Annotated in this window: 22 protein-coding genes; 1 reads left to right on the forward strand and 21 read right to left on the reverse strand. The window is 42.0% G+C overall.

Features of this window, described 5'->3' with window-relative positions; all coding sequences use genetic code 11:
- Positions 1-173: 173 nt before the first annotated feature.
- From D469_RS0105620 to D469_RS0105630, 3 genes are all read right to left on the reverse strand, one after another.
- Positions 174-962 carry an ABC transporter ATP-binding protein gene (locus D469_RS0105620; protein ID WP_018922400.1) on the reverse strand — a complete coding sequence of 263 codons (789 nt, stop codon included), beginning with the start codon at positions 960-962 and terminating at the stop codon, positions 174-176.
- A gap of 186 nt (positions 963-1,148) precedes the next feature.
- Entirely contained in the window at positions 1,149-1,436 is a 288-nt protein-coding gene (locus D469_RS22835) for an iron-sulfur cluster assembly accessory protein (protein WP_476748568.1), read from the reverse strand.
- A gap of 60 nt (positions 1,437-1,496) precedes the next feature.
- Entirely contained in the window at positions 1,497-2,393 is an 897-nt protein-coding gene (locus D469_RS0105630; RefSeq protein ID WP_026286119.1) for a dipeptidase, read from the reverse strand.
- Between the two features lie 91 nt (positions 2,394-2,484).
- Here D469_RS0105630 and D469_RS0105635 point away from each other — a divergent pair, with 91 nt between their 5' ends.
- Entirely contained in the window at positions 2,485-2,874 is a 390-nt protein-coding gene (locus tag D469_RS0105635) for a YppG family protein (protein WP_018922403.1), read from the forward strand.
- Between the two features lie 63 nt (positions 2,875-2,937).
- Here the strand turns inward: D469_RS0105635 and D469_RS0105640 are convergent, their stop codons facing one another.
- From D469_RS0105640 to acnA, 18 genes are all read right to left on the reverse strand, one after another.
- Positions 2,938-4,158 (reverse strand): DUF418 domain-containing protein, encoded by a 1,221-nt coding sequence (locus D469_RS0105640; RefSeq protein ID WP_018922404.1) that lies wholly within the window; start codon positions 4,156-4,158, stop codon positions 2,938-2,940.
- A 110-nt stretch (positions 4,159-4,268) separates the two neighbouring features.
- A complete protein-coding gene (locus D469_RS0105645; RefSeq protein WP_018922405.1) occupies positions 4,269-4,604 on the reverse strand; it encodes a cyclic-phosphate processing receiver domain-containing protein in 336 nt (111 codons plus the stop codon).
- Between the two features lie 101 nt (positions 4,605-4,705).
- Entirely contained in the window at positions 4,706-8,410 is a 3,705-nt protein-coding gene (locus D469_RS0105650) for a dynamin family protein (protein WP_018922406.1), read from the reverse strand.
- A 24-nt stretch (positions 8,411-8,434) separates the two neighbouring features.
- The gene (locus tag D469_RS0105655) at positions 8,435-9,592 is read right to left on the reverse strand and encodes an MFS transporter (RefSeq protein ID WP_018922407.1); all 1,158 of its coding nucleotides are present in this window, start codon (positions 9,590-9,592) and stop codon (positions 8,435-8,437) included.
- Between the two features lie 39 nt (positions 9,593-9,631).
- A complete protein-coding gene (locus D469_RS0105660) occupies positions 9,632-10,846 on the reverse strand; it encodes an EAL domain-containing protein (protein WP_018922408.1) in 1,215 nt (404 codons plus the stop codon).
- Between the two features lie 71 nt (positions 10,847-10,917).
- Positions 10,918-11,760 (reverse strand): alpha/beta fold hydrolase, encoded by an 843-nt coding sequence (locus tag D469_RS0105665; RefSeq protein WP_018922409.1) that lies wholly within the window; start codon positions 11,758-11,760, stop codon positions 10,918-10,920.
- Positions 11,761-11,973: 213 nt separating this feature from the next.
- Positions 11,974-12,882 carry a homoserine O-acetyltransferase MetA gene (metA, locus tag D469_RS0105670; protein WP_018922410.1) on the reverse strand — a complete coding sequence of 303 codons (909 nt, stop codon included), beginning with the start codon at positions 12,880-12,882 and terminating at the stop codon, positions 11,974-11,976.
- A 144-nt stretch (positions 12,883-13,026) separates the two neighbouring features.
- Positions 13,027-13,887: a PHP domain-containing protein gene (locus tag D469_RS0105675; RefSeq protein ID WP_083910731.1), complete on the reverse strand. Its 861-nt coding sequence runs from the start codon at positions 13,885-13,887 to the stop codon at positions 13,027-13,029.
- Between the two features lie 99 nt (positions 13,888-13,986).
- Positions 13,987-14,484, reverse strand: a complete 498-nt coding sequence (locus D469_RS0105680) for a DUF4352 domain-containing protein (RefSeq protein ID WP_018922412.1) — start codon at positions 14,482-14,484, stop codon at positions 13,987-13,989.
- 166 nt (positions 14,485-14,650) lie between these two features.
- Positions 14,651-15,481 (reverse strand): ammonia-dependent NAD(+) synthetase, encoded by an 831-nt coding sequence (gene nadE, locus D469_RS0105685; RefSeq protein WP_018922413.1) that lies wholly within the window; start codon positions 15,479-15,481, stop codon positions 14,651-14,653.
- 237 nt (positions 15,482-15,718) lie between these two features.
- Entirely contained in the window at positions 15,719-16,021 is a 303-nt protein-coding gene (locus tag D469_RS0105690) for a hypothetical protein (RefSeq protein ID WP_018922414.1), read from the reverse strand.
- 12 nt (positions 16,022-16,033) lie between these two features.
- Positions 16,034-16,450, reverse strand: coding sequence for an acyl-CoA thioesterase (locus D469_RS0105695; protein ID WP_018922415.1), 417 nt, complete (start codon positions 16,448-16,450; stop codon positions 16,034-16,036).
- 4 nt (positions 16,451-16,454) lie between these two features.
- Complete coding sequence (locus D469_RS19760; RefSeq protein ID WP_018922416.1) at positions 16,455-18,797, reverse strand: AAA family ATPase; 2,343 nt, start codon at positions 18,795-18,797, stop codon at positions 16,455-16,457.
- Positions 18,798-18,808: 11 nt separating this feature from the next.
- Positions 18,809-19,741: a DMT family transporter gene (locus tag D469_RS0105705; protein ID WP_018922417.1), complete on the reverse strand. Its 933-nt coding sequence runs from the start codon at positions 19,739-19,741 to the stop codon at positions 18,809-18,811.
- 1 nt (position 19,742) lies between these two features.
- Entirely contained in the window at positions 19,743-20,225 is a 483-nt protein-coding gene (locus tag D469_RS0105710) for a VanZ family protein (RefSeq protein ID WP_018922418.1), read from the reverse strand.
- 407 nt (positions 20,226-20,632) lie between these two features.
- Positions 20,633-20,752, reverse strand: coding sequence for an FbpB family small basic protein (locus tag D469_RS21985; RefSeq protein WP_018922419.1), 120 nt, complete (start codon positions 20,750-20,752; stop codon positions 20,633-20,635).
- A 54-nt stretch (positions 20,753-20,806) separates the two neighbouring features.
- Entirely contained in the window at positions 20,807-21,514 is a 708-nt protein-coding gene (locus tag D469_RS0105720; protein WP_018922420.1) for a DUF421 domain-containing protein, read from the reverse strand.
- A gap of 149 nt (positions 21,515-21,663) precedes the next feature.
- Positions 21,664-24,393 (reverse strand): aconitate hydratase AcnA, encoded by a 2,730-nt coding sequence (gene acnA / locus D469_RS0105725; RefSeq protein WP_018922421.1) that lies wholly within the window; start codon positions 24,391-24,393, stop codon positions 21,664-21,666.
- Between the last annotated feature and the right edge of the window lie 122 nt (positions 24,394-24,515).

Here is a 24,515-nt window from a genome sequence, read left to right on the forward strand (position 1 = left end):
TGACACCCTTCTCTGTTTGTTCAAAGACGAAAGCTCCTATTTTCCCTTCGTCCAATTGCATTCAACCCTTATATGACAAGGGTCACAGCAGTTGTAAAACAAAGCTAAAAAAATGTGTGAAACTTGTTTATTACTGGTTTTTTACTAGCAGATTGCAAAAAACCACCCTATTATTACATTATTGTAGTCTGCAGCCATGTTCGGCTATGCTCTTGACGGAGTTTTACGGGTAGCCCAAATGCATTGCTTAACACTTGTTCGTTTAGTACGTCTGCTTTCTTTCCCTGCACCAACATTTCTCCATTTTTAAGAGCAGCTACATGAGTAATGGAAGGAACTATTTCTTCAATATGATGGGTGACATATAACAATTTAGGGCCGTTTGCCTGTTGACTTAATTCATGAATCGCCTGTAAAGACTCTTCTCGTCCTTTAATATCAAGTCCACTTAATGGTTCGTCCAGAATAAGAAGCTTGCAGTCTGTCATCCACGCCCTGGCTAGCAGGACACGCTGCTTTTCCCCTTGAGACAGCTCTCCAAGCGAGCGCTCCAAACAATGCCCAATTCGAAAAGTGTACATCAATTGCTCGGCTTTGGCCAGATTCTCTTCTTCTATTGCTTCATACAAACCTACTGTGGCTTCTGCCCCGCTTGCTACTGCTTCCAAGGCCAACATTGAGTTCTTCATCCTAAAACGTTCAGCAAGGTCATCACTCACCCAGCCTATTTCTTGGCGGACTTCTTGTACAGGGCGGCCTCCCATTGGTGTCCCAAAAATATGTACCTGCCCGTTCGTCGGCCAAAGAAATCCGGTTAACATTTTTAACAATGAAGTCTTCCCGGCCCCGTTCAAGCCAATTAAAGCCCAATGCTCCTCTTTTTCAGCTTTCCAATTCATTTGCTCTATAATCGTTTGCCCACTTCTCTTCAAAGAAACATCTTCAAATGCAAAAAGTGACATGCTGCGTTCCCCCTTTTTATTGGCTAGTGATACACACGGGCCCTACTATAAAGAGAACTTGGCAAAGCCAAGCCTACGGCGTAGGCTGGGCCTTTGTTGCACGTATACCGTTTCCTTCAACCATTTATACACTCTTACTGTGTAAAAAGATAAACCGCTCACTATCGGTGAGCGGTTCGTCTATACTTAACAGCAGTCATCACCAGCGCCGGCCATGATTAGACCTTTATTTCCATTATCATCTGCTTCCACGTCAAGTGTCACTTGTTCAACGTGGGAAACAATCTGGTCTTCAATGCCAACCGTGATCCCATTGATTTCTCGTACAACATCAGAGTCAGCTACCTCGTCCAGAGATAGTCCAAATTTAGGGCCTCCTCAGCCCATTCCCGCAAATACGACCCGCATCTGTCCAGCACCTTGTTCGTTCATTACGTCTTCTAAAAAGTTTTTCGCTTCATTTGTAATTTGCACTTTCATCACCTCTTTCGTAGTCATTGTAGTATATCCATTATAAAATTCAAGTAAAGTAGCTTACCCATTGTTTAAAAAGCGTTCAAAATTTTGCGAAGTAAATGCCCGTACATCCTCTTCCTTATAACGCTTTATTAACCATTCAATCAAATTGCAGTAACCGGACGGGTCTTCAAGACCTGTTACAGCCAGGGTCGTACCGTCAAAGTCCGAACCAAAGCCAATCAACTCTTTTCCTCCCAACCCGGCAACATGGTCAATGTGCCGGCCAATATCATCACATGCAGCTTCCTCGCTCCCATTTAAAAAGAGCGGATGCCAGACGAGACCGATAAATCCTTGCTTCTCTGCCAATGCTTGAATTTGCTCATTTCTTAAATTACGAGGGTGATCACATAGTGCCCGGGCATTACTATGGCTTGCTAACACTCGCCCTTCTAAAGCTAACACGTCCCAAAACCCTTGTTCATTTAAGTGGGAAACATCCAGCGCTATATCGCGTGCGAACAACCGCTTTACTTGCAAACGTCCTTTCTCTGTTAACCCTTCTGTTGGATCTTCTTTACACCCCGTAGCCAGTTCGTTTTTTTCATTCCAGGTGAGACTTGCCATAATAATATTGCTATCATATAAACGTTCCCACCGCTTTTCATCATCGCCTAAAGACATAGCCCCTTCTAGGGATAAAAGCGGTGTGATTTGTTCGTCTGCTAACGTTTGATTGGTCGCAATTGTGTTTTGAAATAATTCTAGCTGTTTCTTAATGATCGGCCAGCCGTCACTGTGTCCAAGAAAAACAGGGTCAAAAATGGCAAATACTTGTTTTTTTACCCCGCCCTTTTTTAGCTTTTCAGGAGTGACAGTTAATTCGCTGTGTTCAGAGAAGGTCTCCAGTTTGTGCTCCCACATTTTCCACAATACATCACAATGTGTATCGGTAATTGCAAACGTCATCATAATCTCCCCTTACTTAACCTAGTTATGCGCCCAAACCTTCCGGGCTTTACTACCATATACTAAACAAAATGTCTCTCTGAGGTGATGTGCGATGCAAACGAATATGTGGTTTTCTAATCAAGATTTTCCGTTTCCTGATCCATTTCAACATCCCCCCGCTCCGAATACCGGAACTATTTCGCCGCCACCTTCAACTGGAACTTATACGACACCAATACGTCCCCCTTACCCGGCTCAGGCAAGGCCTCCTTACCCGCCTTATTATTCCCAGCCTTATGTCGGACCGTACAGTCATGGGGGAAACTACAAACAGCCACCTCATACTGTTGGAGGAGCGACCACTCTTTTGAACGGGTTCACCAATGAAAAAGGAGAACTTGATCTGCAAAAATCAATGACTACAGTCGATACTATGATGAAAACATACCAACAAGTATCTCCGTTGCTTCGCATGGTGACCACGTTCTTGCCAGGGAAATAGTTTCATGAAACAAGCGGGCAATATAACGGCCCGCTTGTTCATTGTTATATTGCTTTTTGCTTTTCAATCATCTGAATCCCGTTTAAAACGCGGACGTTCCCGATAAGTGAAGTATCGCCAGAGCCACTCAAGGGGCCCGTAATAAAACCACTTCATCCAATGATAGCTCAAACCAATTTGTATACAAAATATAGAAATGGTAAGCACAATGCCCATCAACGGCCCCACCTGGTTATAAAAACCGAATCCATATCCGTAAAATAAAGTGATGCATATAAGCGATTGCATAATATAATTAGTCAACGCCATCTGGCCGACTGGTTCTAGCCAAGCAAAGGCTCGGCTCCGAAACGTAATAATAAAATACATACTCGTCATATAAAAAATAGAGAGCGATAACCCAGACACCGCTGTACTAAGTTCACCCAGGCCGGCATCGAACAACGGGTGTACCAGCACTTGCTGACCGCTAAGCAGCCCTTCCACCCCAATAAAGCCGATACCGATAATTAGTGACCCGCTCCAAAGCGATTTTAAGCGTGCTTGATGTTCAGCTGGGTTTTTAACCAGCCCGGTTTTAGCAGCGTAAAATCCTAATAAAAAAATACCTAAGACGGTCGGAACATAAAGGAAGAGGTTAGCCAGCACGACAGGGAGTTCTTCACTGATTCGAAAACTTAAAATATCGAGATACGTTCCCGTACTAAATACGAGTACAGCTTCTCTAAATAAGTCTTCGACCACACCTGATTTTTCGGGAAAATAGAGGCTGATCCCTTCAGCTGCTACCATTAATAATGCTGTGACCGCAGCAGCCCCCCCGTAAAGAGCAAATCCCCAATTACGAAGCTGAGCCGGGGTTTTGTTTCTAAATAGTAACAATAAAAAGCCTGCTAAAGCATATGTAAATAAAATATCTCCAATCCAGATAAAAACAAGGTGGATCCCACCAAAAATCAGCAGGCCTACCATTCTGCGCTGAAACATCGCTGCAACCGGCAATCCTTTTTCTTCTACCCGTTCCATAAAAATGTAGAACCCGATTCCAAACAGCAGCGAAAACATCGTATAAAATTTTCCCGTAGCAAATAGGTGGATGAACGTTTCAGCCAATTGGTTATGCCACATGCTCCAAAGCTCAATATCTGTTCCAACAAGAAAAAATTTTGGAGAATTAAAGAGCTGCATATTGACAAGTAAGATACCAAATAATGCAAAGCCGCGTATCGCATCGAGTAGATGAATGCGTCTAGCTTGATCAATTGGAAGACGTTCTGCATCCACAGGCATTCTCTCCTAACACAGGTTTTGATTAAAAATAGAAAGGGAACCAAGCATTTAAAGCCTGGTTCCATTTGTATAACTAAAGCTTTATCTTCTACATCATTGATTTATTAACGAAGAGGCAACGGGCGATGGTATACTTTAACATAAGAAGGGAAAATACCGTCCTTTCTTGCATTGACCAACAATTCATACATTATCTTCCCGCCAATAGCATTGGCAGAATGAACTGTCATTCGCTCTGCATACACTTGATGAGAAATCATGTATTCTACTACTGCTTGACCATTTTGACGCTTACTGCCTAGGTCGTGGTCTAAGGATATGTGAGCGATTTCACTATTTTCCTCTCTCAGAAGATCAACGCACTCTTCAGCTGTGCGCGCAAGAATGTGGTCTTCCGGGCAGGGGCGAATATCGTCCATGAAAATTTGCATACGTTCCATATTACCCATCCTTTAACACTTGACCTAATCTTATCCCAAGCCTACCAATATGACACAATTTCATTTTACCATGCTTTTCCGGTAAATAAAACCATGAATCCTTACACTTCCTTTAATTTTTCGTAATTATCACATATTTTTTGTTTTAGTTGCTGGAGTTTTTCTTCTCCCTCCCCCTCCGTATAATATCTCCATTGGCTCGCTTTTCGTTTGTTGACTTCCCCCATAAATACAGATGTAAAGCGATGATAAGCCGCTTGGAGCTGAAATTGATAATAACTTTGTATTTCTTTACTCTTCTTTTTTATAAAAGCTTCCACTTCTTCTCTTAACTCGTCTTGGAGCTTTTCCCGCAGTTGCTTATGCTGATTGTCGGTAAAAAATGTCCTCCGGTCTGTATAGGGCCGAATGACTTCAGTAATATGGTCTGGCCATTCTATTTCTTTATCTTCATAAGGTAAATACAGTATATTCTCGAGATCTTCTTCATGTATTGGTATGTCTTCTATATGAAGTTCGGATGCTAAATCCCTCAATTCCTTGAGTAGAAGTCGTTGAGAAAATGTTTTGATACGGACCTCGGTGATCCTGATTTCTTGGTATAATTTATGCTGAAACCAGCGGAGCAGTTCAAATATGAGACGTTGGAGCTGAGGGTGAAATTCACGCTCAAGCTGAAAGACTGTTGGATTCAACCTGTATTTACACTCGTCATTAAACTGATAAAATACCCGTTGGCCTACATAATAGAATAATTCCTCAATTTCTTCATGCACTCGCTGTTTTACTACCTCCCCACTCCAGCTTGCAATCAATGAACTGGCCTCTTCTTCTTCGACTCTTAACCGCTCTGCCATTACCGCATCACTTCTTTGTGTGCGGGCTTGTTCATAAAGCTCGTTTGCTCGTTCATAAGCGTTATGGATTGTTTTTTGTATATTATTTACTAACTGTGGTGTCATAGCAGATGTTAGATGAGAAATGAGTTCCTCTTGCAAGGAAGAAAATCCTGAGCCCGTAAGTTTCCAATTGTTCTCGTACACTTGATAGCATGATACAGCAAACAGACGGGGCGCCTGCACACCTGCTTTCACCAACTCTTCTTCTACATATTGGCGTACAGTTTCTAGTTCCTCGTTGGAGGCTGCTAAATCAGCAGCGTTTATGAGGAAGAAAATATTGTCCATCCCCCGTGCTGCAGTCAAACGTTGGATATCTTCAACAAGTTGCTGGTCATAGCGTGTAAAAGCATGACTGAAATACGTAACAAACACAACCGCATCTGCTTCGTTCAATTCTTGAAATGCTTCTTTTGTATGGCGGGAATGTATAGAGCCTGCTCCTGGTGTATCGGTTAACTCAATCTTATGGGAACTTAAGGGACTGGCAAAATAAAGATGGGCTTCTTTATAAAAAAGAGCAACTGCTTCATTGGCACAATTCGCTTTATATTGCGCAGCAGTTTGAATTTCAGTAGTAGAAAAATAAGGTTCGAACTTATCAAATCCTTGATCAAACAGGCGTAATAATGAACGTTCATTTTCCTCTAAATACAAAAGCGCTGGCAAGGGCTCCTGTGCTTTTTGCTTTTTATCTTCTTGTGCCCTAGCCAAATACCGTTCTTCTTCTTCCCATAACTCTCTCAACTCATGAACACCTTCTACCCTTCGCCCAGTCACAAACAATAAATCATTAACATCCTGAAATAGTTCTTGATATGACTTATATACAACCTTGCAGGTCCCCGCTGGCTCTTGGAAAGTAGGGGCGTGAAGATGAGTAGTAACTGCTGTAGTCGGCTGAGGCGTAGAAGGGAACAGCATTTGGCCGGCTAGGACATTCGCCACCGCCGACTTGCCTGCACTAAATGAACCAAATAATGATAAACGAAAGGATTGGTTTAAAAGACGATCTTTATAACGTTCAAGCTGCTCACGATACATTTCAAAGCCAGCCATATAAGCCAGTTCATCTCGTACAATGTCACAAATAGACAAAGCCAAAGCTGCCTGTTCGTCACTCACATTGCTGTGTTCCGCTTCTACTGAAGGATTGAATTCGTCAATATTGAGCCTTCCACTTGCTTCAGAATGAAAGGAAGCAAGCTGCAGCGTTTGTTGCGCAGGCTGAAGGCCAACTGAGAACGTTAGCGCCTGTTGGAAGTCACGGTGCCAGTGTTCCCTCAGCTGAGCAATTTTTTCTTCATAACTGCTTGCTTTGCGGGCAGCCTCATACAAATCATTAAGCTGTTGGTATTCTTCGAGACGGGCTGTTTTTTCTTTAGTGATTTCACTCGTGATTTCTGCTGAAATTAAGGGTAAATGCTCTCTCAACCAACGTTTATACGCCTGACGGACTTCATCCGCTAAATGATGACAAAACACGAATACATAATCAGAATCAAGTCTTGCCCCACTTCTTTCAGCGCGTTGGATAACTTCTTCTTCAAACGGGGCATGAAGAGTTAATAGCAGAGATTCTAGGTTGGCAACCGGGATATGATAAGCTGCAAAAAGCTGTTTGAACTGCTCACGATAAGGGAGGGACATATATGCTTTTGCATTAGCCTGCAGTGCATATAAAAGCTCTTTTTGCTGACTTAGTAGTTTGTGTTTTCTTCGTTTTCTAGGCAAAAGTTTGCTAAGTCTAAACGTAGATTGTTGAGAAGCGAGATACTGCCTCGCTTTTAAACGAGTAGGATGGGGTGTCAAACTTGCTTTTTCCCAAACGGAAGTGATTCCTGCAAAGAGAAGACGTTCCCAGTCAGCTTCTAATTCTTCTAATTCTTTAAGCCGCTGCGTAATATGTTCCTTTTCGTTCAGGACTTGAGAGCTCGTCCACCCTGCTTCCTGAATTAATCTCTCCTCTTTCTCCCACTGCTCCCATTCCTTCGTCTTCTTCCATTCAATATAATCTTCAAGTAAACGGTAAAGATACAACCAAATGCTATAATATTTCTCTTGGATAGGGTCCTGCAAAAGAGCCGCCATATACTGCTCAAATTCCTGTGTTTCACTAAACTGGTGGGAAGGTTCTTTGGCAGAAAGGTAGAAACGGGGGATGCTTTTGGCTCCTACCTGCTCCAAAAAAGAAGCTGCTGTTTGCTTAAAAGTATCAACAGAAAGTTCCTGTTCCCGGTGTTTGTCGATTTGATTTATAACTGCCACTATTCGGCAACAGCGCTCTTGTAACTGTTGTAACACCATTTCGTTTTCTTTCGTTGCCAATTGTGAATAATCCATACAATACACAATTAAATCGCTCTCATATAAAGCTTGCTGAGCTGCGTGTTGATGAGTACTATCATTCGCATCTATTCCCGGTGTATCGACCAATATCACATCATTACGTAAAGAAAACGCCTCTGTTTGGATGAAAATTGAAGAAACAGTCATTCCATCTTTACAGTAGGTCTGGACTTCATCCCAATCAACAGGAGGCGTTCGTTTTAATTGGCTGCCATTGGCTAATTCAATCGTTACACAGGGAGAACCTTGGGCGATATAGATCCTGGTCGCTGTCGTAGGAATCGGGTGGGCAGGCAAAAGCTGCTCACCTACCCACGAATTAACAAGAGTGGACTTCCCTGCCGAAAAGGAGCCGGCGAAACTTATAATAAACGGAGAATCTTCCTGCCTGCGTAAGAGCCGATTCACTTCCTGCAAGCGTTCATCATCGCCTTCCTTCGTAAAGAAATGATAAAGTTCAGAGAGAATAGAGTGAAGTGACTCGCCGCTTATGAACACGTCTTCTTGTTTTCTCCATATATCTTTAAACGACCGGAGTATATACTTCCCTGTTGTCATGTTTATCCCTCCACCTTCCTTTACTTAGGCATAAAAGGCTTTGCGCTCATTGATTAGGGTAAATAGTATTAAGCCGAAACTTCCAGCCAGGCCAAGCCATCCTAGAACATAATACATGCCAACTCCAGTGACTGCCTCCATTAAAACGCCTCCGCCAAGAGAACCGGCGATTCCCGAAACACCAAAAAAGGTAGTAATAAATAATAAATGGCCGGTAGCCTGTAATTCTTCTGGCATAAGTTTGGAGATATACTGAAGAGCACTGATATACATAAAAGCAAAGGTGATCCCGTGCAGCAACTGCAGCCAAAGAACAGCCTCGGGCGTAGCTAGATAGCCCATAAGCAGCCAACGTATGGCATATAATAAAGCTGCTATAATAATAAAATACAAAGCAGGAAACCTTCGAAACCAAAGATAGGATAACATCAGTACTAATGCTTCAGAGATTACTCCGATAAACCAGGCCCAGCCAATTAATGATTCGCCTCCGCCTTGTTCCACAATGAACAACCCTAGAAAACTGTCGTTTGTCCGATGCCCGACAGAAACAAAAAACATGATCACTAAAAAGATAATAATTTTCGGGCGCAGCCCATGCTTTACGGCATGAATAAGCGTAACGGAACGACTTGAAGGTTCGACGTCCTTTAATCGAAGAATCACTAAAAAGGCAATTCCTATGCAAATCGTGAAAGGAAGCAACATCCAGCTTGCCCCTAGTTCCTCAATAACAAAACCAGTAGCAAGAGAGGTGATCGCAAAACCGATCGAACCCCACATCCGAATGCGGCCAAATGACACTTCCTGCCTGGAGGCATGTTTATGAGCAAGACTATCTCCAAGTGCTGTACAAGGAGCTAAAAAAGCAAAAAGAAAAAAACCTGCTACCAAGAGTAACGCAAGCGAAGTCATTTGAAAGAACAGGATACTGACAAATAAAGCCATCACCGCGCATAACCCTAGTATTTTTTTTACTGTATTATAGCGATCACTTAAAAATCCCCAGAAGGGCTGGGCAAAAATAGTGGCAAACGGCCCCACTGCCATAAGCCAGCCAATCTGGGTCTCACTAAATCCATTCGCTTGAAAATAGACCGGTAAATAGCCGATCATGACCGTTAAGGCAGAGTAGGCCATAAATAAATATGCCATAATTTTATACGTTTCTTTAGTTACCATCTGTGTTGCCTCTCTTTCTGCTTTCTGGTAGAGAAGGCTCTAAAGCAAATAATCTCGCTCAAATAAAACATCATACGGGATATCTAAAAACAAATAAGCTTCTTCTTTAATGGGATAGGAATAAGTTCGTATGCGCTCATTAATATGAATATCAGTATATAGATCAGAAAGAATGCCTTTGCCTTCATATGCCATGCGCATAATGTTTTCAAGAAAATAAGGACGCCAACTCCAGTTCCGGTCTTTATCTTTAGGATTGTACGCCCACCCATCCGACGTGCGGTAAGCGTTACCGGATTCTTGAATCCCGTCTGCATTGCAAATATAAATTCGGAAACAAAGATCGCTTAATTCCTCAGCAATAGATAACGTAAGAGTTTCGTAATCTGTAGTAGTCTCCACATTCTTTAATACTGAGGAAACCCGTTCAGCCAGCGTTTCGCTTAACGCCATTTGCGCTTCAATTTTTTTGCGTTCGTAATCCATGAAATAATAAAAGTCTTTGTGTAGCCGCTCTTCCAAGGCATTTGCCTCCAGCCACGTGCTTCGCGGCTTCTGTAAATAATAGCCTTGATAATACCTGGCTCCATGCCGCCAGGCAACATTTAACTGTTGAAATGAACGAACACGTTCAAATAAGAGTGAGGCACCCATTTTCCGAGAGAGCATAGTAATTGAATGCAGCATTTCTCGATAGAGCTCTGTTGGTGTATCTTCATTAAATGCTCCCATATCAACTTTAAGAATATCCGGCTCAAGCTGAACCAACCGTTCTAAACTATCCCCAGTTGGGCGCACATTATCAATCGCTACTTGAATGCCCAGACTTTTCACATATTGTAAAAAAGCTTTTAAGCCCGAGCTTTCATCAAATAAATCCTGTTCGCGTATGTCAAATACAATCTGTTCAATCGTATGCTCATCAGTTTGGTAGCTTTCCATCCGTTCAATCAAAGCTTCACCACGATCATAAATGAAATGAAAAGGATAAATATTAAAAAAGAGTTTGACAGGGTCTTCTTGCTGCGCCCACGCTTCGAGTGCCTGCACCTGGATCCATTCATCTACTTCTAGATGATACTCTTCGGGTATGCCTTCATCCTGAAAAAATCCCCCAAGACTATACGGTTCGTCCTCTTGCATGATTCTACCCAAAACTTCATAGCCCATAATCGTGTGACGGTCCGCACTTAAAATAGGCTGATAGTAAGGAAAAATCTGGTCTTTATTCATAACAATATCTAATGCATCCATATGTATCACCGCTTCTTTTTAAAGTCAGTCAAAGCTTGAACAAACAAAATGCTAGATGAAGGCAGCGCGTGCTACCTGTAGTGATTAATAAAATCACGAATTTCAGCAGCTACACGCTCAGGCTTCTCTTCGCTTAGTAAATGACCCGTATGCTCTAGTTCAACTAAACTGGCATGCGCTATATCATGACAGAATCTCCTTCCCAATTTCACGGGCAAAATCCGATCTTCTTTTCCCCATATGACTAAAATAGGCAAGGTGAGCTCCTGGATTTCCGCCGAGTCTAGGTCTCCTTCTCTTTGAAAAATAAAGCGGCTGAGAGACCGATAAAACGATGGCTCCTTTAATGGTTCTTCGTAGGCTGCAATTCGCTCTTTGGTAACAAATGCAGGATCGTAGAAAACGCTTTTGAGTACGTCTTCCACGCGCTTTTTTTTAATATAGCGTTTGAGCCATTGTGAGAAAAAGGGAAGCTTTGCTACGTACCGGAATGCCAGCTTGCTTTGCGGCAAATATAGAGAAGGAGCTAATAAGACGAGCTGATGCAACAAGGAGGAATTTCCCTTCGCTAGTCGCAGTAAAACCTGGCCTCCCATCGAATGCCCAACGGCAATGATGGTTTTTTCAGCAGCAACCTTTTGTAATAAGTCTTCCAGTAAGTTTGCGTAATCTTGATAGGAAAAGCCTGCGCGCCTTCCTTTTTCACTTTTGCCAAATCCTGGCAAATCCACCGCCAAAACATCTCCGCTTTTTCGCAATTCAGGAAGCAAGGGTAAAAAACTAAAAGTAGAAGAAAAAATACCATGTACTAATATAAATAACCTTTTCGACGCAGCTCCCCGCTCTTGGTCGGTACATTCATACCATTCCGTATATACGTTAACTCCGTTTATCATATGAATCTCGTTTGCCACCGCTTATCACCTGCCGGCTTATGTTCTGCGCGCCTCCAAATAACTTCATAGTCAGCTAAACTTCAGCATGTATTTACCTATATTATAGCATGAGTGACCAGCTAACAATTTCCTGTCTCTTGCATTCTTTTTTTGCTGGGCATTGTTAGAGCACCTGCCCCCGGGCAAATGCTAAACAAAAGATCCGCATGTGCTGATGCGGATCAATTCATTCTATGCGAAGTCAAAAGGAGTTTCCTGATAAACATAATAATTTAACCAATTTGAAAACAAGAGGTTTGAGTGAGCTCTCCATCTAAGCGGAGGCCTTTCAATATTGTCGTTTTTTGGGAAATAATTTTCGGGGGCACTTGTGTAAATACCTCGGCGTTGATCACGTTCATATTCTTCCTTTAAGGTAAGGGCATCATATTCACTATGACCCGTCACAAATATCTGACTTCCATTCGTATTACTCACCATATATACTCCGGCTTCATCGGAATCAGAGAGAACTTTTAATTCGTCCACTTTCTCAACATCTTCTTTGCGCGTTTCAGTGTAACGAGAGTGAGGGACAAGAAAGACGTCATCAAAGCCTCGCATTAATTTTTCGTTAGGGGCATGCACGACATGTTCATAGACGCCGAATTGCTTTTTCGGAAGCGGGTGCTTAGGCACGCCATGGTGATAATATAGTCCTGCTTGAGCTCCCCAACAGATATGAAGAGTCGAAGTGACATTCGTTTTGGTCCATTCCATGATCATCTTGAGCTCGTCCCAGTAATCTACATCTTCAAACTCTAGTTTTTCAACTGGAGCACCCGTAATAATCATACCGTCAAATGTTGTTGACTTTACTTCATCAATCGTTTTATAAAAAGAAGCTAGATGTTCCTGTGGTGTATTCTTCGACCGATGCGTATCGGTGTGCAAAAAGGAGACATCTAATTGAAGTGGGGTATTTCCAAGCAATCGTAATATTTGCGTTTCTGTTTTTTCTTTTTCCGGCATCAGATTTAATATCAGTATCTTAAGAGGGCGAATGTCCTGGGTGTAGGCCCGGCTTTCATTCATGATAAAGATATTTTCTTCCGTTAATATATCTTTAGCCGGCAAATAATCGGGTACTTTTATAGGCATAAGGCTTACTACTCCTTTGTAAATTCATAAACATACAAATTCCTTCTAATGAATAAAAGTATCAAAATTATTCGCATTCAGCAATTGTTTTGTCAATTTAAAATGAATAAAAAAGCTCTTTTTTTCATTAGAATCAAAGGTCAGTCATGTCTGGGCGGTGGAAATTCGCTTTTGCAGCTGTTCAGCGTACTGGTTAGATATCGTAACTTCTCCTAAATGCAGAGGAATGCTTCCATGTGCCTCATGGTGAAAGTCTGATCCCCCTGTGCGGATAACAGGTCTGCCGCTTTCTTGTTCTGCTATATCAGCAAGCTGTTCAAAGCGCTTGACCGTTTTTTTGTCGTGTTCACGATGCCAGATTTCAATACCTGCAAGTTTCTCTGTTACCAACCAGGAATGAATCATGGCATCCAAGTTATAATCCTTCGGGTGAGCAATAACGGAAAGACCGCCGCTTACCTCAATGAGTTCCATCGCTTCTTCTGGTGTGAATTCCTTCGGCTTTGGCACATAACCCTTTTTCCCTTCAGCCAAATACAAATCGAACGCTTCTTTGACTGAACGGACATACCCTTTGTTCAACAGGGCTTTAGCCAAATGAGGACGCCCAACATTTTTATTACTAGAATAGGTGTAAACCTCTTCTTCTTCAAGTGAAATACCTTCCATTTTTAATTGTGTAAGCATATGGGTAAGACGTTCTTGCCGCATCCATTGCTGATTTTTCAATTCATTCTGTAATCTTTTACTACTTGGATCTATACCGTACCCAAGCATATGTACACTCTTTCCATTATGAACACATGACAATTCAATACCATTAATGACATTCATTCCGTAATCAGCTGCAGCTGATTTTGCTTCTTCAATCCCAGCTGTTGTATCGTGGTCCGTAATTGCAATCCATTCAAGTTTAGCCTCTGCGCATTTTTTTATCAATTCCTGTGGTTGATAGCTGCCGTCAGAAGCAGTTGTGTGCATATGTAAATCTGTCCGTTTCATCATGATCCCTCTTTTCACCAGTATTCTTCATGCTTACCCACAGAATAGTGGAAGTAGTTAACAAGAGCAAAGAGAGAACCGGTCCATAACAAGTTGGACCGGTTAATCTTCTTCATCTTTTATTAGCCAGCCTTTTTGACCTGTGCCAAAATGGTCCGTATATATCCACTCATAGTAAGCAGAGGAAGGCACCTCATACGCAATCGTTCCTCTGCGCTGCCCTCCAGAGCGTAAGTGACCGCCAATAAGTCGTTGATCACCATATTCACTGTCATATTCATACGTATATCCGTCTTCATCAACTAAGTGAGCATTAAAGAGTGAAATTTGCTTCGTATCTTCTGTCGGATTAAAGAAAGAGACATCGACTACAATGTAGCGGTTATCGCTCTCATCATACTCTTCATATGCCTCGTGAACGGTAACATTCAAATCACCGATGCGTTTTGATTCCCCGAAAGCAAGCAGGTTATCACTAGTTGTTTCAGCGTTGAATTCAGTAGCGGTAGTTGTCGCTGTTTCCTCACTCTGAAAAATATAACCACTCATAAAACCTAATAAAAACACGAGAAAAACTAATATCACGTATTTCCACTGCATAACGTCTCTTCCTTCCTGCTGTTCATTCCATTATCTTTTAAGAAGGCTCTGTTTAAGGCTTTGTGTTGATTGTAAGTCTGGCTGAAAAAGGGAACAGCCCGAAGCGAAAATTAACCACATGTTACAGAGCTCCTAATTAAAATGAGGTGAAGACCAGAATGACCATTTAAAGTTCGGTCCACCACTCCTCTTGCGGAGTAACAGGAAGTTGGCGCTTATGTTCAGTCATTTCATAGCGCTCGATAATTTTGGAATGAATCGATGCTGGCACTTCTTTTCCTTCAAGAAAGTCATCGATCTGCTCATAAGTCATACCTAATGCTTTTTCATCGGCCAAAGCAGGTTTGTCACTCTCCAAATCGGCTGTTGGAACTTTTTCATAAATAAAAGCCGGGGCATCTAGGACGCGAAGAAGAGCTTTCCCTTGTCGTTTATTTAAACCAAACAAAGGAGCAATATCACAAGCCCCGTCTCCAAATTTAGTGAAAAATCCTGATATGGCTTCAGCCGCATGATCTGTTCCTAACACAAGCGCACCATATTCAGCAGCTAAATCATATTGAACTTTCATGCGTTCGCGTGCTTTTGTATTCCCTTTATTAAAATCACTCATTTCATGGCCGATGGCCTCTTGAAACGCTTCCTCCGCACTATCAACAGCTTTTTTTATATTAACCGTAATCGTTTTATCTGGTTTGATAAAGCGAAGAGCTTCCTGGGCATCATCTTCATCCACTTGTTCACCGTAAGGGAGACGGACAGCTATAAAAGTTCTTTGCATAGCTGAGACTTGATTTAGTTCATGAATCGCGTCCTGGGCCAATTTACCTAATAAGGTCGAGTCTTGACCACCAGAGATGCCGAGTACAAAACCTTTTGTTTTTGTCTTTTCTAAGTAATTTTTCATAAATTCTTTACGGTTATGAATTTCTTGTGCTGGGTCAACATCCTGCTTTACTTCCAATTCAGAGATAATATCTGTTTGTGTTTTAGCCACAGCTTCTCCCTCCTTAAATAACTACTACCTTAGTTGTTCATTTCCTACTTCGGCATAAGGTAAACATATCCCTCTCTGTAAGCGATTTGAAAATCCCGCTTCTTTCCTAGCATGTTGCTGAATCTAAGCAGTCGGCTACAACGTCTACTCGTTAAAGAAAATTTTGCAAAGCCAAGCCAACGGCGTAGGCTGAGCTTCGTTGCACAAATACCGTTTTCTTCAACTATTTATACATTTTTACGGTGTAAAAAAACGTTCAAGCTGATTATATTTCTTTTCTTCTTTTAAAATATAAACCTGCCACTCACCACGCAAATCAAAGTGAGGAAAAGGCTCACGAAGATGGATCCACTCCGGTTTCAAGCCATATTTTGAACCCCATTCTTTTAGTAGATGGAGGTTTTCGCATCCTACTTTCGTTACCGTTGTGTACTCCGGATTATTTTCGTCGATCCAATAATGAGTAATAAAAGCAATCTCATGATTTTGCGCTTTCCTTTTCCATTCTGTTAATTCATGGCGGTCGATTCCAAAAGCCATACTCATACTCCCTTATTTTTTTGCTTTCTCATAAGCAGCATGCCAAGCAGGCAAATGCTTGCGAATGGCTAGCGGACGAAAGGTTTCTTTGTTCACACAGACATGGGTTGAATTCCCGGTCACACAAATCTCATCTTTGGCATTTTTAATTTCATATCCATATATTACTCGTACGCCGTCATAGGATTCAACCCAAGTTGCAATTTGTACTGTTTCACCATAGACTGCCGGGACTTTGTAGGTTAAATCAATGTTCGTTACTGGAGAGAGCACACCTTCTTTTTCCAATTGATGGTATTTGAAGCCGAGCTGTTCAATAAAATGGGTACGACCAAGTTCACACCAGACTACATAATTTGAATGGTGAACGACACCCATTTGGTCAGTTTCTGCATAGCGAACTTCTATCTTTGTATAAGCAACTTCCACCTGCTTAGTCCCCTTTCAGCTGCTGCTTTTGGTAGTTTTGAGCGGCATGATCTATATCTTCTGGTTCAATAAGCATTAGACTGGGCTCAAGTTCTCTACTGCTTTCGCTTAAACGCAAAGCTTGTTGTTCAAAAGCCTCTTCTGCGATCGCTTTGGCCAGCCGGCCATTTCCTTTCAGATCATAGGTCGTGTAGACATGATATAGGCGCCGCTTAGCAGCCTCACTTAACGTGTAATCAACATCGTTCATTTTCATTTCTGTAATAGCTGTTAGTTCCTCAGCGGAATAGGAAGGAAAATAGAATGTCTTCTTAAACCTAGAGCGAAGTCCTGGGTTTGTTTGCAGCAGATCATTCATCAACTGAGGATACCCTGCAAAAATGACGACCAAGTTCTCTTCATGTTTTGTCATTTCTTCTACGAGTGTATCAATTGCTTCCTGACCAAAATCCCCGCTGCTTCCTGAACGCAACGTGTACGCTTCATCAATAAATAAAACGCCTCCCAAAGCTTCACGAACTACTTTTTTTGTTTTTAAAGCCGTTTGCCCTGTATAACCGGCTACTAAATCAGCTCGTCCTCTAACAAGCACCTGGCCTCTTTTTATCAGTCCATAGCGGTAGAGCATATTTGCATAAATAGTAGCAACTGTAGTTTTTCCTGTGCCAGGCTCCCCAACAAATAGCGTATTCAACGTAAGAGGGGCAGCTTCCAACCCCTGCCGCCTCCGTTCATTTTGTACGCGGACAAAAGCCTCTAATTTTTTCATATCTTCTTTAACTGGATGCAGTCCAATCAATTGCTCTAATGAAACCTGAGACGAGGATGAAGAAGCAATCTGCTCTTCACCTTTTAGATCCTCTTCGGTTATAAGTGCATAATCATCCATATCTTCTGCCAGCTCTCCGCCAACTCTAGCACCTTTTTGAAAAATGGCTTCTTGAATGATATTTTTCACCGTTCTTGCGTTACCGAACGTATCATCGACTTGAGCTTGTTCTAACCGTTTCCTCAACATCTTTAACGCATTATCGGTCAAGTAAAAATCGTTATCAGCCGCTATCTTTTCACCAATCTCCAGCATCTCTGCCATTGAATAATCAGGCAGATGAAAAATATTGCTTTCTGGGATGCGGCTGCGAAGACCAGGGTTTGCATCAAGCATTTGTCGCATTTCATCAGGATAACCAGCTAATAATAAAGCAAACTTTCCAGCATAGTCTTCACTAGTCATCGCAGATACGAGCGTATCAATTGCTGTTTGTCCATAATCATTTCCGCTAGCTCCTGCTCGTTTCAAGCTGTAGGCCTCATCAATAAATAAAATTCCGCCGACTGCTTCTTGAATTTTATTCATCGTTTTTTCTTCCGTTTGGCCAAGGTAAGCGCCTACCAGCTGAGAACGGTCTGCCTCTACGACATGCGCATTAGGCAAGAGACCAATTTCATGATAAAGGTCAGCTAACAGACGGGCCATCATCGTCTTCCCGGTTCCTGGTCTGCCCATTAAAATCATATCCAATGGCAACGCTTCTTCAAATGAAAACCCTTGTGCTTCTCTTGTTTTTTCATACATTAAGTAAGAATGAAATTTGTGCACTCGCTGCTTCACTTCTTTTAAGCCAATCAGTCGATCCAACTTTTGTAACGGCTTCTGTATTTCGCTTTCTTCATGGTGGCCTAACACTTCAAACATGCGCGGCAGCAATTCATTCAAACGCTCAACTTCTGTTTGCAGCTGCCTCAATTGTTCACGGGAATAAAAATCACCCGTTATCGAAGCCAAAAATCCATCAGCAGCTTCTTCTGCTGCAGGTATGGCTTCCAACAGTTCCCCACAAAGAGTTAATCCCTGTGATATGACTTGCTGATGAAATGAATCGAGCTGGTCTTTGCCATGCTCAATTTCCTGAAGTTTCGTTTGCAAAGATTCTATGGAAGCTGTGGTAGCAGCAGCTAGCTGTCCAATTTCTTTAGCTTTGTTTTTACGAGCACTTTTTTGATCTGATTCTCGGACGACTGGAAAATGAGCCGGGATCTGCATATGATGCATCTCAGCAATAATTTCCTCTACTCTTAAATATAATAGATCTGGATGAAGCGGAGCAACTGATAGCCCCTGTTCTATCCATTCCTTAATTAATGGATCAATTCGTTTCAAATGGTGCCATCGTTTTAATCCAAGTAGTGCATAGAGGTCTGGCAAAAATTCATGTTCCTCAGAAGCATCAGCTTGAAGCTGATGTACATATTGCCTTGCTCGTTCCGGGTCAAACAACTCAGGTTCTGCCTTCCAAGTAGTAACATCGCGCTCAATCTCTTTGAATGGAAATGAATTGGCTTCCATTTGACATCCTCCTATGAAGCAAGTGACTTTCTCCACCTTGTTAATTTAGCGGGCAATGAAGCTCCAGTTCCCAACAAAACTCCACTGATTACGAGAACTGCCCCCAAAAAATAAGCCAGATAAAACGGTTCTCCTAATAGTACGACAGCCAACACCGTAGCAGATACGGGCATAATATTAATAAACAATCCTGCCTTTGCTGCTCCGATTTGACGGATGCCTTCATAATATAAAACAAAGCTTACAACTGTCACTAGCACACTCATATGTAGTAAAAGCAACCATGCTGAACCAGGGATCTCAAACCATGTAGCTGGTGACTGTTCCCACATCGCAATAGGAAATAAAAAAATGGACCCATAAATAACGGCAAAGGCAGTGACAACGATAGGCGAATGCTTTTGCAGCACCACTTTACCAAGTACACTATACAGAGCCCAAGTAACCACTGCTATACATAAGACCAAATCAATCCATTGCAAGCTGAGAGCAGCAATTGAAAAAATCTGTCCTTCTGTAATAATAAGAAAAGCTCCACTAAAGGCAAGCATCATCCCGACAGCCTGTTTTTTCCCCACTGGTTCTTTCAAGAAGAAAGCTGACAACACCATAATAAGAATGGGATTTGTAGCTATAAAGAGAGAACTTTTCACTACCGGGGCGTAAGACGTAGCCAAAAAAAAGCAAATGTTATACAAACAAATGCCCGTAACCCCTAGCAGCATAAACATGAGATGATCTTTTATCTTGAGCTTTGGTATGCCTTTATTTATATACAACATTAGTGGAATAAGCAGTACAGCCGCTACTGCAAACCGTAAAAAAGCTACTGTTACTGCTCCAAGATAGTCGGTGACATATGCACCTGCCACAAAAGCACTCCCCCATAGAGAGGTGACAAATATAAGCATGATATATACCAACCATTGTTTAGAACGTTGCATCTCATCTGCTCCTCCTTTTTTTAAACGGGAAAAAACAAAGAAGAGCAAATAACGCACCTATCCCTGCCCCCAGACTATTTAAAATTACATCATCAATGTTAGCCACCCGGTACGTAAACAAAAATTGATTTACTTCAATAAAAATGGACAAGAAACAGCCCATACCAATGGAACTGAGCAGGGGATGTTTCCTCATACGTAACAAAGAGAGTAAAAATCCAAACGGAATAAACAAAAGAATGTTTCCAAATAGAATTCGGAGTGGATCCACCCAATCGGGGCTAAAAACCAAGATTCGGTAAATACTTAAAAATGGAACGAGGTTGTAATTTCTTCCCCCGGGCCCTGCCGGCCCAAAAGAAGAGCCGTAATTCCAGGCAAAAAGCGTAACATATAACATTAACCCTATATATAAAAACAGTAGGAGGAACACAATACTTTTCACTACGTGCTTCGACCTTCTTAGCTTGTCATAATTAATCATGAACACGTCCTATCGTTTACAACTATCCACGTTCCATTATCTTCTCAGGACGGTGTTTTGACAAGGACTTTCTTTTTTATGTAGCAAATGAGTAACGAATGGAGGCGTTTTACTAGGCCCCCAAACCGATCCACAGTCATCCTTTATACATAGTAGAATGATACGTTGGTCGCATGCACTACCTAGTATCTTTTCAATCCTTTAGTTACCTATGTATGAAATACGGAAGGGAAGCTGGTTCGTCCGCATATGTAACCAATACGAGAGGATTTTTAAACAACATACAAAAAAATGAATAGGTGAATCTAATTGGCAATTCACCCTATCACTGGCTACCAGCTGCTGCACACTCTGTCCTACAAGCTGCTTTTCTCACCTCGGTCCAAAACATTTTTAAAACGCCGAAGCTACGATTGAGCTCGGCGTTTTTCCCACTTCTCATCTAATTTTTGCAGAAGCTTTTCGTCTTTTAAAATTTCTTTTCTGTTCCATTCAATTAATTCAGCCATTCGTTTTGCCTTTCGCATGAGTGATCACCTTTTTTCTTTGTAGTGTGACCGAAATATAAGTATTTCAAACCATCAATTGGATATTTTTTCACTTACATACCATTCATTTTTTTCATTAACTGTTAACAGAAATATACTTTTTACATTCTGATATCCTTTACGATTTAATTGCTCTAAAAAGTCTTCCACCTTCATTTTTTTCGTTATATTTGCCGTGATTAAATGGCCGTCTTCAATCCATACACTCGGAAACCCTTTATCATCTGCATGCTGTTTTTGATCAGCAAGCGTAACCGGTTCAAAACGAGATTTTTTGATTACACTAATCGAGCCGGCCGGTTCCAAAATGGCATAATCTATTTCATTCAAATCTGAGGCGCCTTGATTTCTTAAGTCCATGAGCAGGGATTCCATCGTCATTTTAGCTTTTCTCATCTCATCATGGAGGATTTGACCTTTTTCAATAATCATAAGAGGCTCATCTTCAACGATCCGTCGAAATCGAGGCATGTGTAACGACAATACAGATAACGACCAGTGTGCAGCACCGATTAATGTAGCAGCAGCCAGAGGGCCCCCTAAAGGTAAATCTCCGCTTGATAATGGTTCACCTACAACATCCCCGATAATAACACCAAAAATAAAATCAAGTGGATCAATAGACCCCATCGATCGCTGTCCTAGAACCTTTACGAGAAAAAAGATATACACATATACGATAATCGCTCTGACCACGTATCCCCAAACAGCTAGCTCCTCAGCTCCTTGCCAAAATTCCACGTGCCCCACCTCATTTTAATTGAGATATGATTTAGTGTTTCTTGTTTTTTTATGATTATGTATAATACGGTGCGTGAAATTTTTTAAACGCATCAAAAAGCAGCTGGACATAAACTATTGTCCAGCTGCCATTCGTACGTATAAAGCTGTTATTTTACGGCAGGGTCTTCTGCAAGCTTATTGCGAAGTACCATTTGTAAAATGCCACCATGGCGGTAGTAGTCAATTTCCACTTCACTATCAAAACGTACAAGTGCTTCGAATTCAGTGACTTTACCATTTTCATCAGTTGCTTTAACTGTGACGTGGTCATGTGGTTTGACGTTATTGTCAATCTGTACATCAAATTCTTCTTTGCCTGTAAGTCCTAAGGAATCTGCGCTTTCACCTTCTTTAAACTGAAGCGGCAACACTCCCATCAAAGCAAGGTTACTGCGGTGGATACGCTCAAAGCTTTGGGCAATAACTGTTTTAATACCTAGTAGGGTGGTACCTTTTGCCGCCCAGTCTCTGGAACTTCCCATACCATAATCATGGCCGGCCATAACTAGAAGACCCGTGTTGTCTTCTTTGTATTTCATAGCCGCGTCATAGATGGACGTTACTTCACCGCTTGGCCAATACGTGGTATAGCCGCCTTCTGTGCCAGGGGCAAGTTCATTTTTGATGCGGATGTTAGCAAATGTACCACGCATCATAACTTCATGGTTACCACGACGTGAGCCGTAAGAGTTAAACTGAGATGGCTTTAACCCTTTTGACATCAAATATTCGCCAGCTGGACTATTTTTCGCAATCGATCCTGCCGGTGAAATGTGGTCAGTAGTGACAGAGTCACCAAATTTACCAATCGCCCGTAATCCATCAAGTTTAGAAATATCCTGTGGATCTTTGGAAAGATTCTCAAAGAACGGAGGATTTTGAATATAGGTGGACTCTTCATCCCAGTCATAAAGAGCTGCGTTTTCTTCAGATTGAAGGCTGTTCCAGCGGTCATTGCTATCAAAGACTTGATCGTATTCTTTCTTAAACAGCTCTGGAGAGACATTCTCTTCCATAAAACGCTGAATTTCAGTAGATGTTGGCCAGAGATCATTGAAGTAAACATCATTTCCGTCCTGATCCTTGCCGAAGGAATCATTTTCCATATCAAAGTTCACCGTGCCTGCTAAAGCATAAGCCACTACAAGCGGAGGTGAAGCAAGATAGTTCGCTTTCACAAGCGGATGAATGCGTCCTTCAAAGTTTCGGTTCCCACTTAGCACAGAAGAAACAAGCATATCATTATCAGAAATAGCTTCTTCTACTTCAATTGGGAGCGGACCGCTGTTACCGATACAAGTAGTACAGCCATAACCAACTAGATTAAAACCAAGCTGGTCAAGGTACGGCATAAGACCGGAATCTTCAAGATAACGAGTAACTACTTTTGATCCTGGCGCCAGCGATGTTTTTACGTACTCTGGTACATCCAAACCTTTTTCAACTGCTTTTTTAGCAATCAAGCCGGCACCCAGCATAACGGATGGGTTTGACGTGTTTGTACAGCTTGTAATGGCCGCGATCGTCACTGCTCCTGTTTTAAGTTCAGAAGTCTCCCCATTTGGATGCTTCACTTGTACTGATTTGTTGATATCATCAGCGGAAAGTCCAAAGCCTTGATTTCCTACCGGTGCAGACAGCGACTTGTTGAATTCATCGTGCAATTCTTTCATCGGAATAAGGTCTTGCGGACGCTTAGGACCAGAAAGTGAAGGTTCCACTTGGGAAAGGTCAAGCTCAATGACTTGCGTGAATTCTGGGTCTTCACTATCAGGAGTATAGAATAAGTTGTTCGCTTTACAATATTCTTCAACAAGTTTGATTTGCTCTTCATCACGGCCGGTTAGGCGCAAGTAGTTAAGCGATTCCTCATCAATTGGGAAAAACCCGCATGTAGCTCCGTATTCAGGAGCCATATTGGAAATCGTAGCCCGGTCTGCAAGCGACATGTCCTGTAAACCAGGGCCAAAGAATTCTACGAATTTGCCAACCACATTTTGTGCACGCAACATCTGCGTTACTTTTAAGGCAAGATCAGTAGCCGTTGCTCCATTTGGCAGTTTGCCGGTGAATTTCATACCTACTACTTCTGGTGCAGGGAAATAAGAAGGCTGCTGCAGCATGCCAGCTTCTGCTTCAATGCCGCCGACACCCCAGCCAAGAACACCAATACCATTAATCATAGTCGTATGAGAGTCTGTGCCGACAAGCGTGTCTGGATAAGCTACTTTTTCTCCATTTTCGTCTGCTTTTGCATGAACAACGTTCGCCAAGTATTCAAGGTTTACTTGGTGAACAATTCCTGTGGCTGGAGGAACCGCACTATAATTTTCAAATGCTTTTGTCGCCCAGCTTAAGAGCTTGTAACGCTCTTCGTTACGCTCAAATTCGAGGTCCATGTTGCGTTTTAATGAATCGCTTGTACCAAAAGCATCTACTTGGACAGAATGGTCCACGACAAGGTCGGCTGGAATCGCCGGGTCAATATTATCCGGGTCTCCCCCCATATCTGCCATCGCTTTTCGGAGTGAAGCCAAGTCAACAACTGCAGGCACCCCAGTGAAATCCTGCAAAATAACGCGCGAAGGTTTAAACGGAACGTCCTGAGAAGCTCCTTCTTTTTTCCCCCACTTTGCTAAACTTTCCACGTGTTCCTTTTTAATCACACGTCCATCAAGCTGTCTGAGAACAGACTCTAATAAAACTTTGATGGAATAAGGCAGCTTGTTTACATTGGCGAGCCCATGCTCTTCTAATGCTTTAAGATCATAATAGTGGTACGTTTCGCCGTTTACTTGAAACGACTTTCGTGCATTAAAAACATCATTTGTAGTCATATGTACTCCCTCCCTTTAAATCTATCATATAACAACTTGGCAAAGTTGTCGAAGGAGACGTCCTACTATGTATGCGCTTTAAGTAGTAACGCGCCCTTCTTAATCACTCCCTAAGAATAGCA

Origin of the sequence: Salsuginibacillus kocurii DSM 18087 (assembly GCF_000377705.1) — a bacterium.
Taxonomy (GTDB): Bacteria; Bacillota; Bacilli; order Bacillales; family Marinococcaceae; genus Salsuginibacillus; species Salsuginibacillus kocurii.

Coding starts and splice junctions, on each gene's coding strand:
- D469_RS0105620 (WP_018922400.1), bottom strand. CDS start 962: ATGTCACTTTTTGCATTTGAAGATGTTTCTTTGAAGAGAAGTGGGCAA.
- D469_RS0105655 (WP_018922407.1), bottom strand. CDS start 9,592: ATGGTAACTAAAGAAACGTATAAAATTATGGCATATTTATTTATGGCC.
- D469_RS0105660 (WP_018922408.1), bottom strand. CDS start 10,846: ATGGATGCATTAGATATTGTTATGAATAAAGACCAGATTTTTCCTTAC.
- D469_RS0105645 (WP_018922405.1), bottom strand. CDS start 4,604: ATGGAACGTATGCAAATTTTCATGGACGATATTCGCCCCTGCCCGGAA.
- metA (WP_018922410.1), bottom strand. CDS start 12,882: ATGCCTATAAAAGTACCCGATTATTTGCCGGCTAAAGATATATTAACG.
- D469_RS0105635 (WP_018922403.1), top strand. CDS start 2,485: ATGCAAACGAATATGTGGTTTTCTAATCAAGATTTTCCGTTTCCTGAT.
- D469_RS21985 (WP_018922419.1), bottom strand. CDS start 20,752: ATGCGAAAGGCAAAACGAATGGCTGAATTAATTGAATGGAACAGAAAA.
- D469_RS0105705 (WP_018922417.1), bottom strand. CDS start 19,741: ATGCAACGTTCTAAACAATGGTTGGTATATATCATGCTTATATTTGTC.
- D469_RS0105710 (WP_018922418.1), bottom strand. CDS start 20,225: ATGATTAATTATGACAAGCTAAGAAGGTCGAAGCACGTAGTGAAAAGT.
- D469_RS0105630 (WP_026286119.1), bottom strand. CDS start 2,393: ATGATGACGTTTGCAATTACCGATACACATTGTGATGTATTGTGGAAA.
- D469_RS0105675 (WP_083910731.1), bottom strand. CDS start 13,887: ATGATGAAACGGACAGATTTACATATGCACACAACTGCTTCTGACGGC.
- D469_RS19760 (WP_018922416.1), bottom strand. CDS start 18,797: ATGGAAGCCAATTCATTTCCATTCAAAGAGATTGAGCGCGATGTTACT.
- D469_RS0105680 (WP_018922412.1), bottom strand. CDS start 14,484: ATGCAGTGGAAATACGTGATATTAGTTTTTCTCGTGTTTTTATTAGGT.
- acnA (WP_018922421.1), bottom strand. CDS start 24,393: ATGACTACAAATGATGTTTTTAATGCACGAAAGTCGTTTCAAGTAAAC.
- D469_RS0105690 (WP_018922414.1), bottom strand. CDS start 16,021: ATGGCTTTTGGAATCGACCGCCATGAATTAACAGAATGGAAAAGGAAA.
- D469_RS0105650 (WP_018922406.1), bottom strand. CDS start 8,410: ATGACAACAGGGAAGTATATACTCCGGTCGTTTAAAGATATATGGAGA.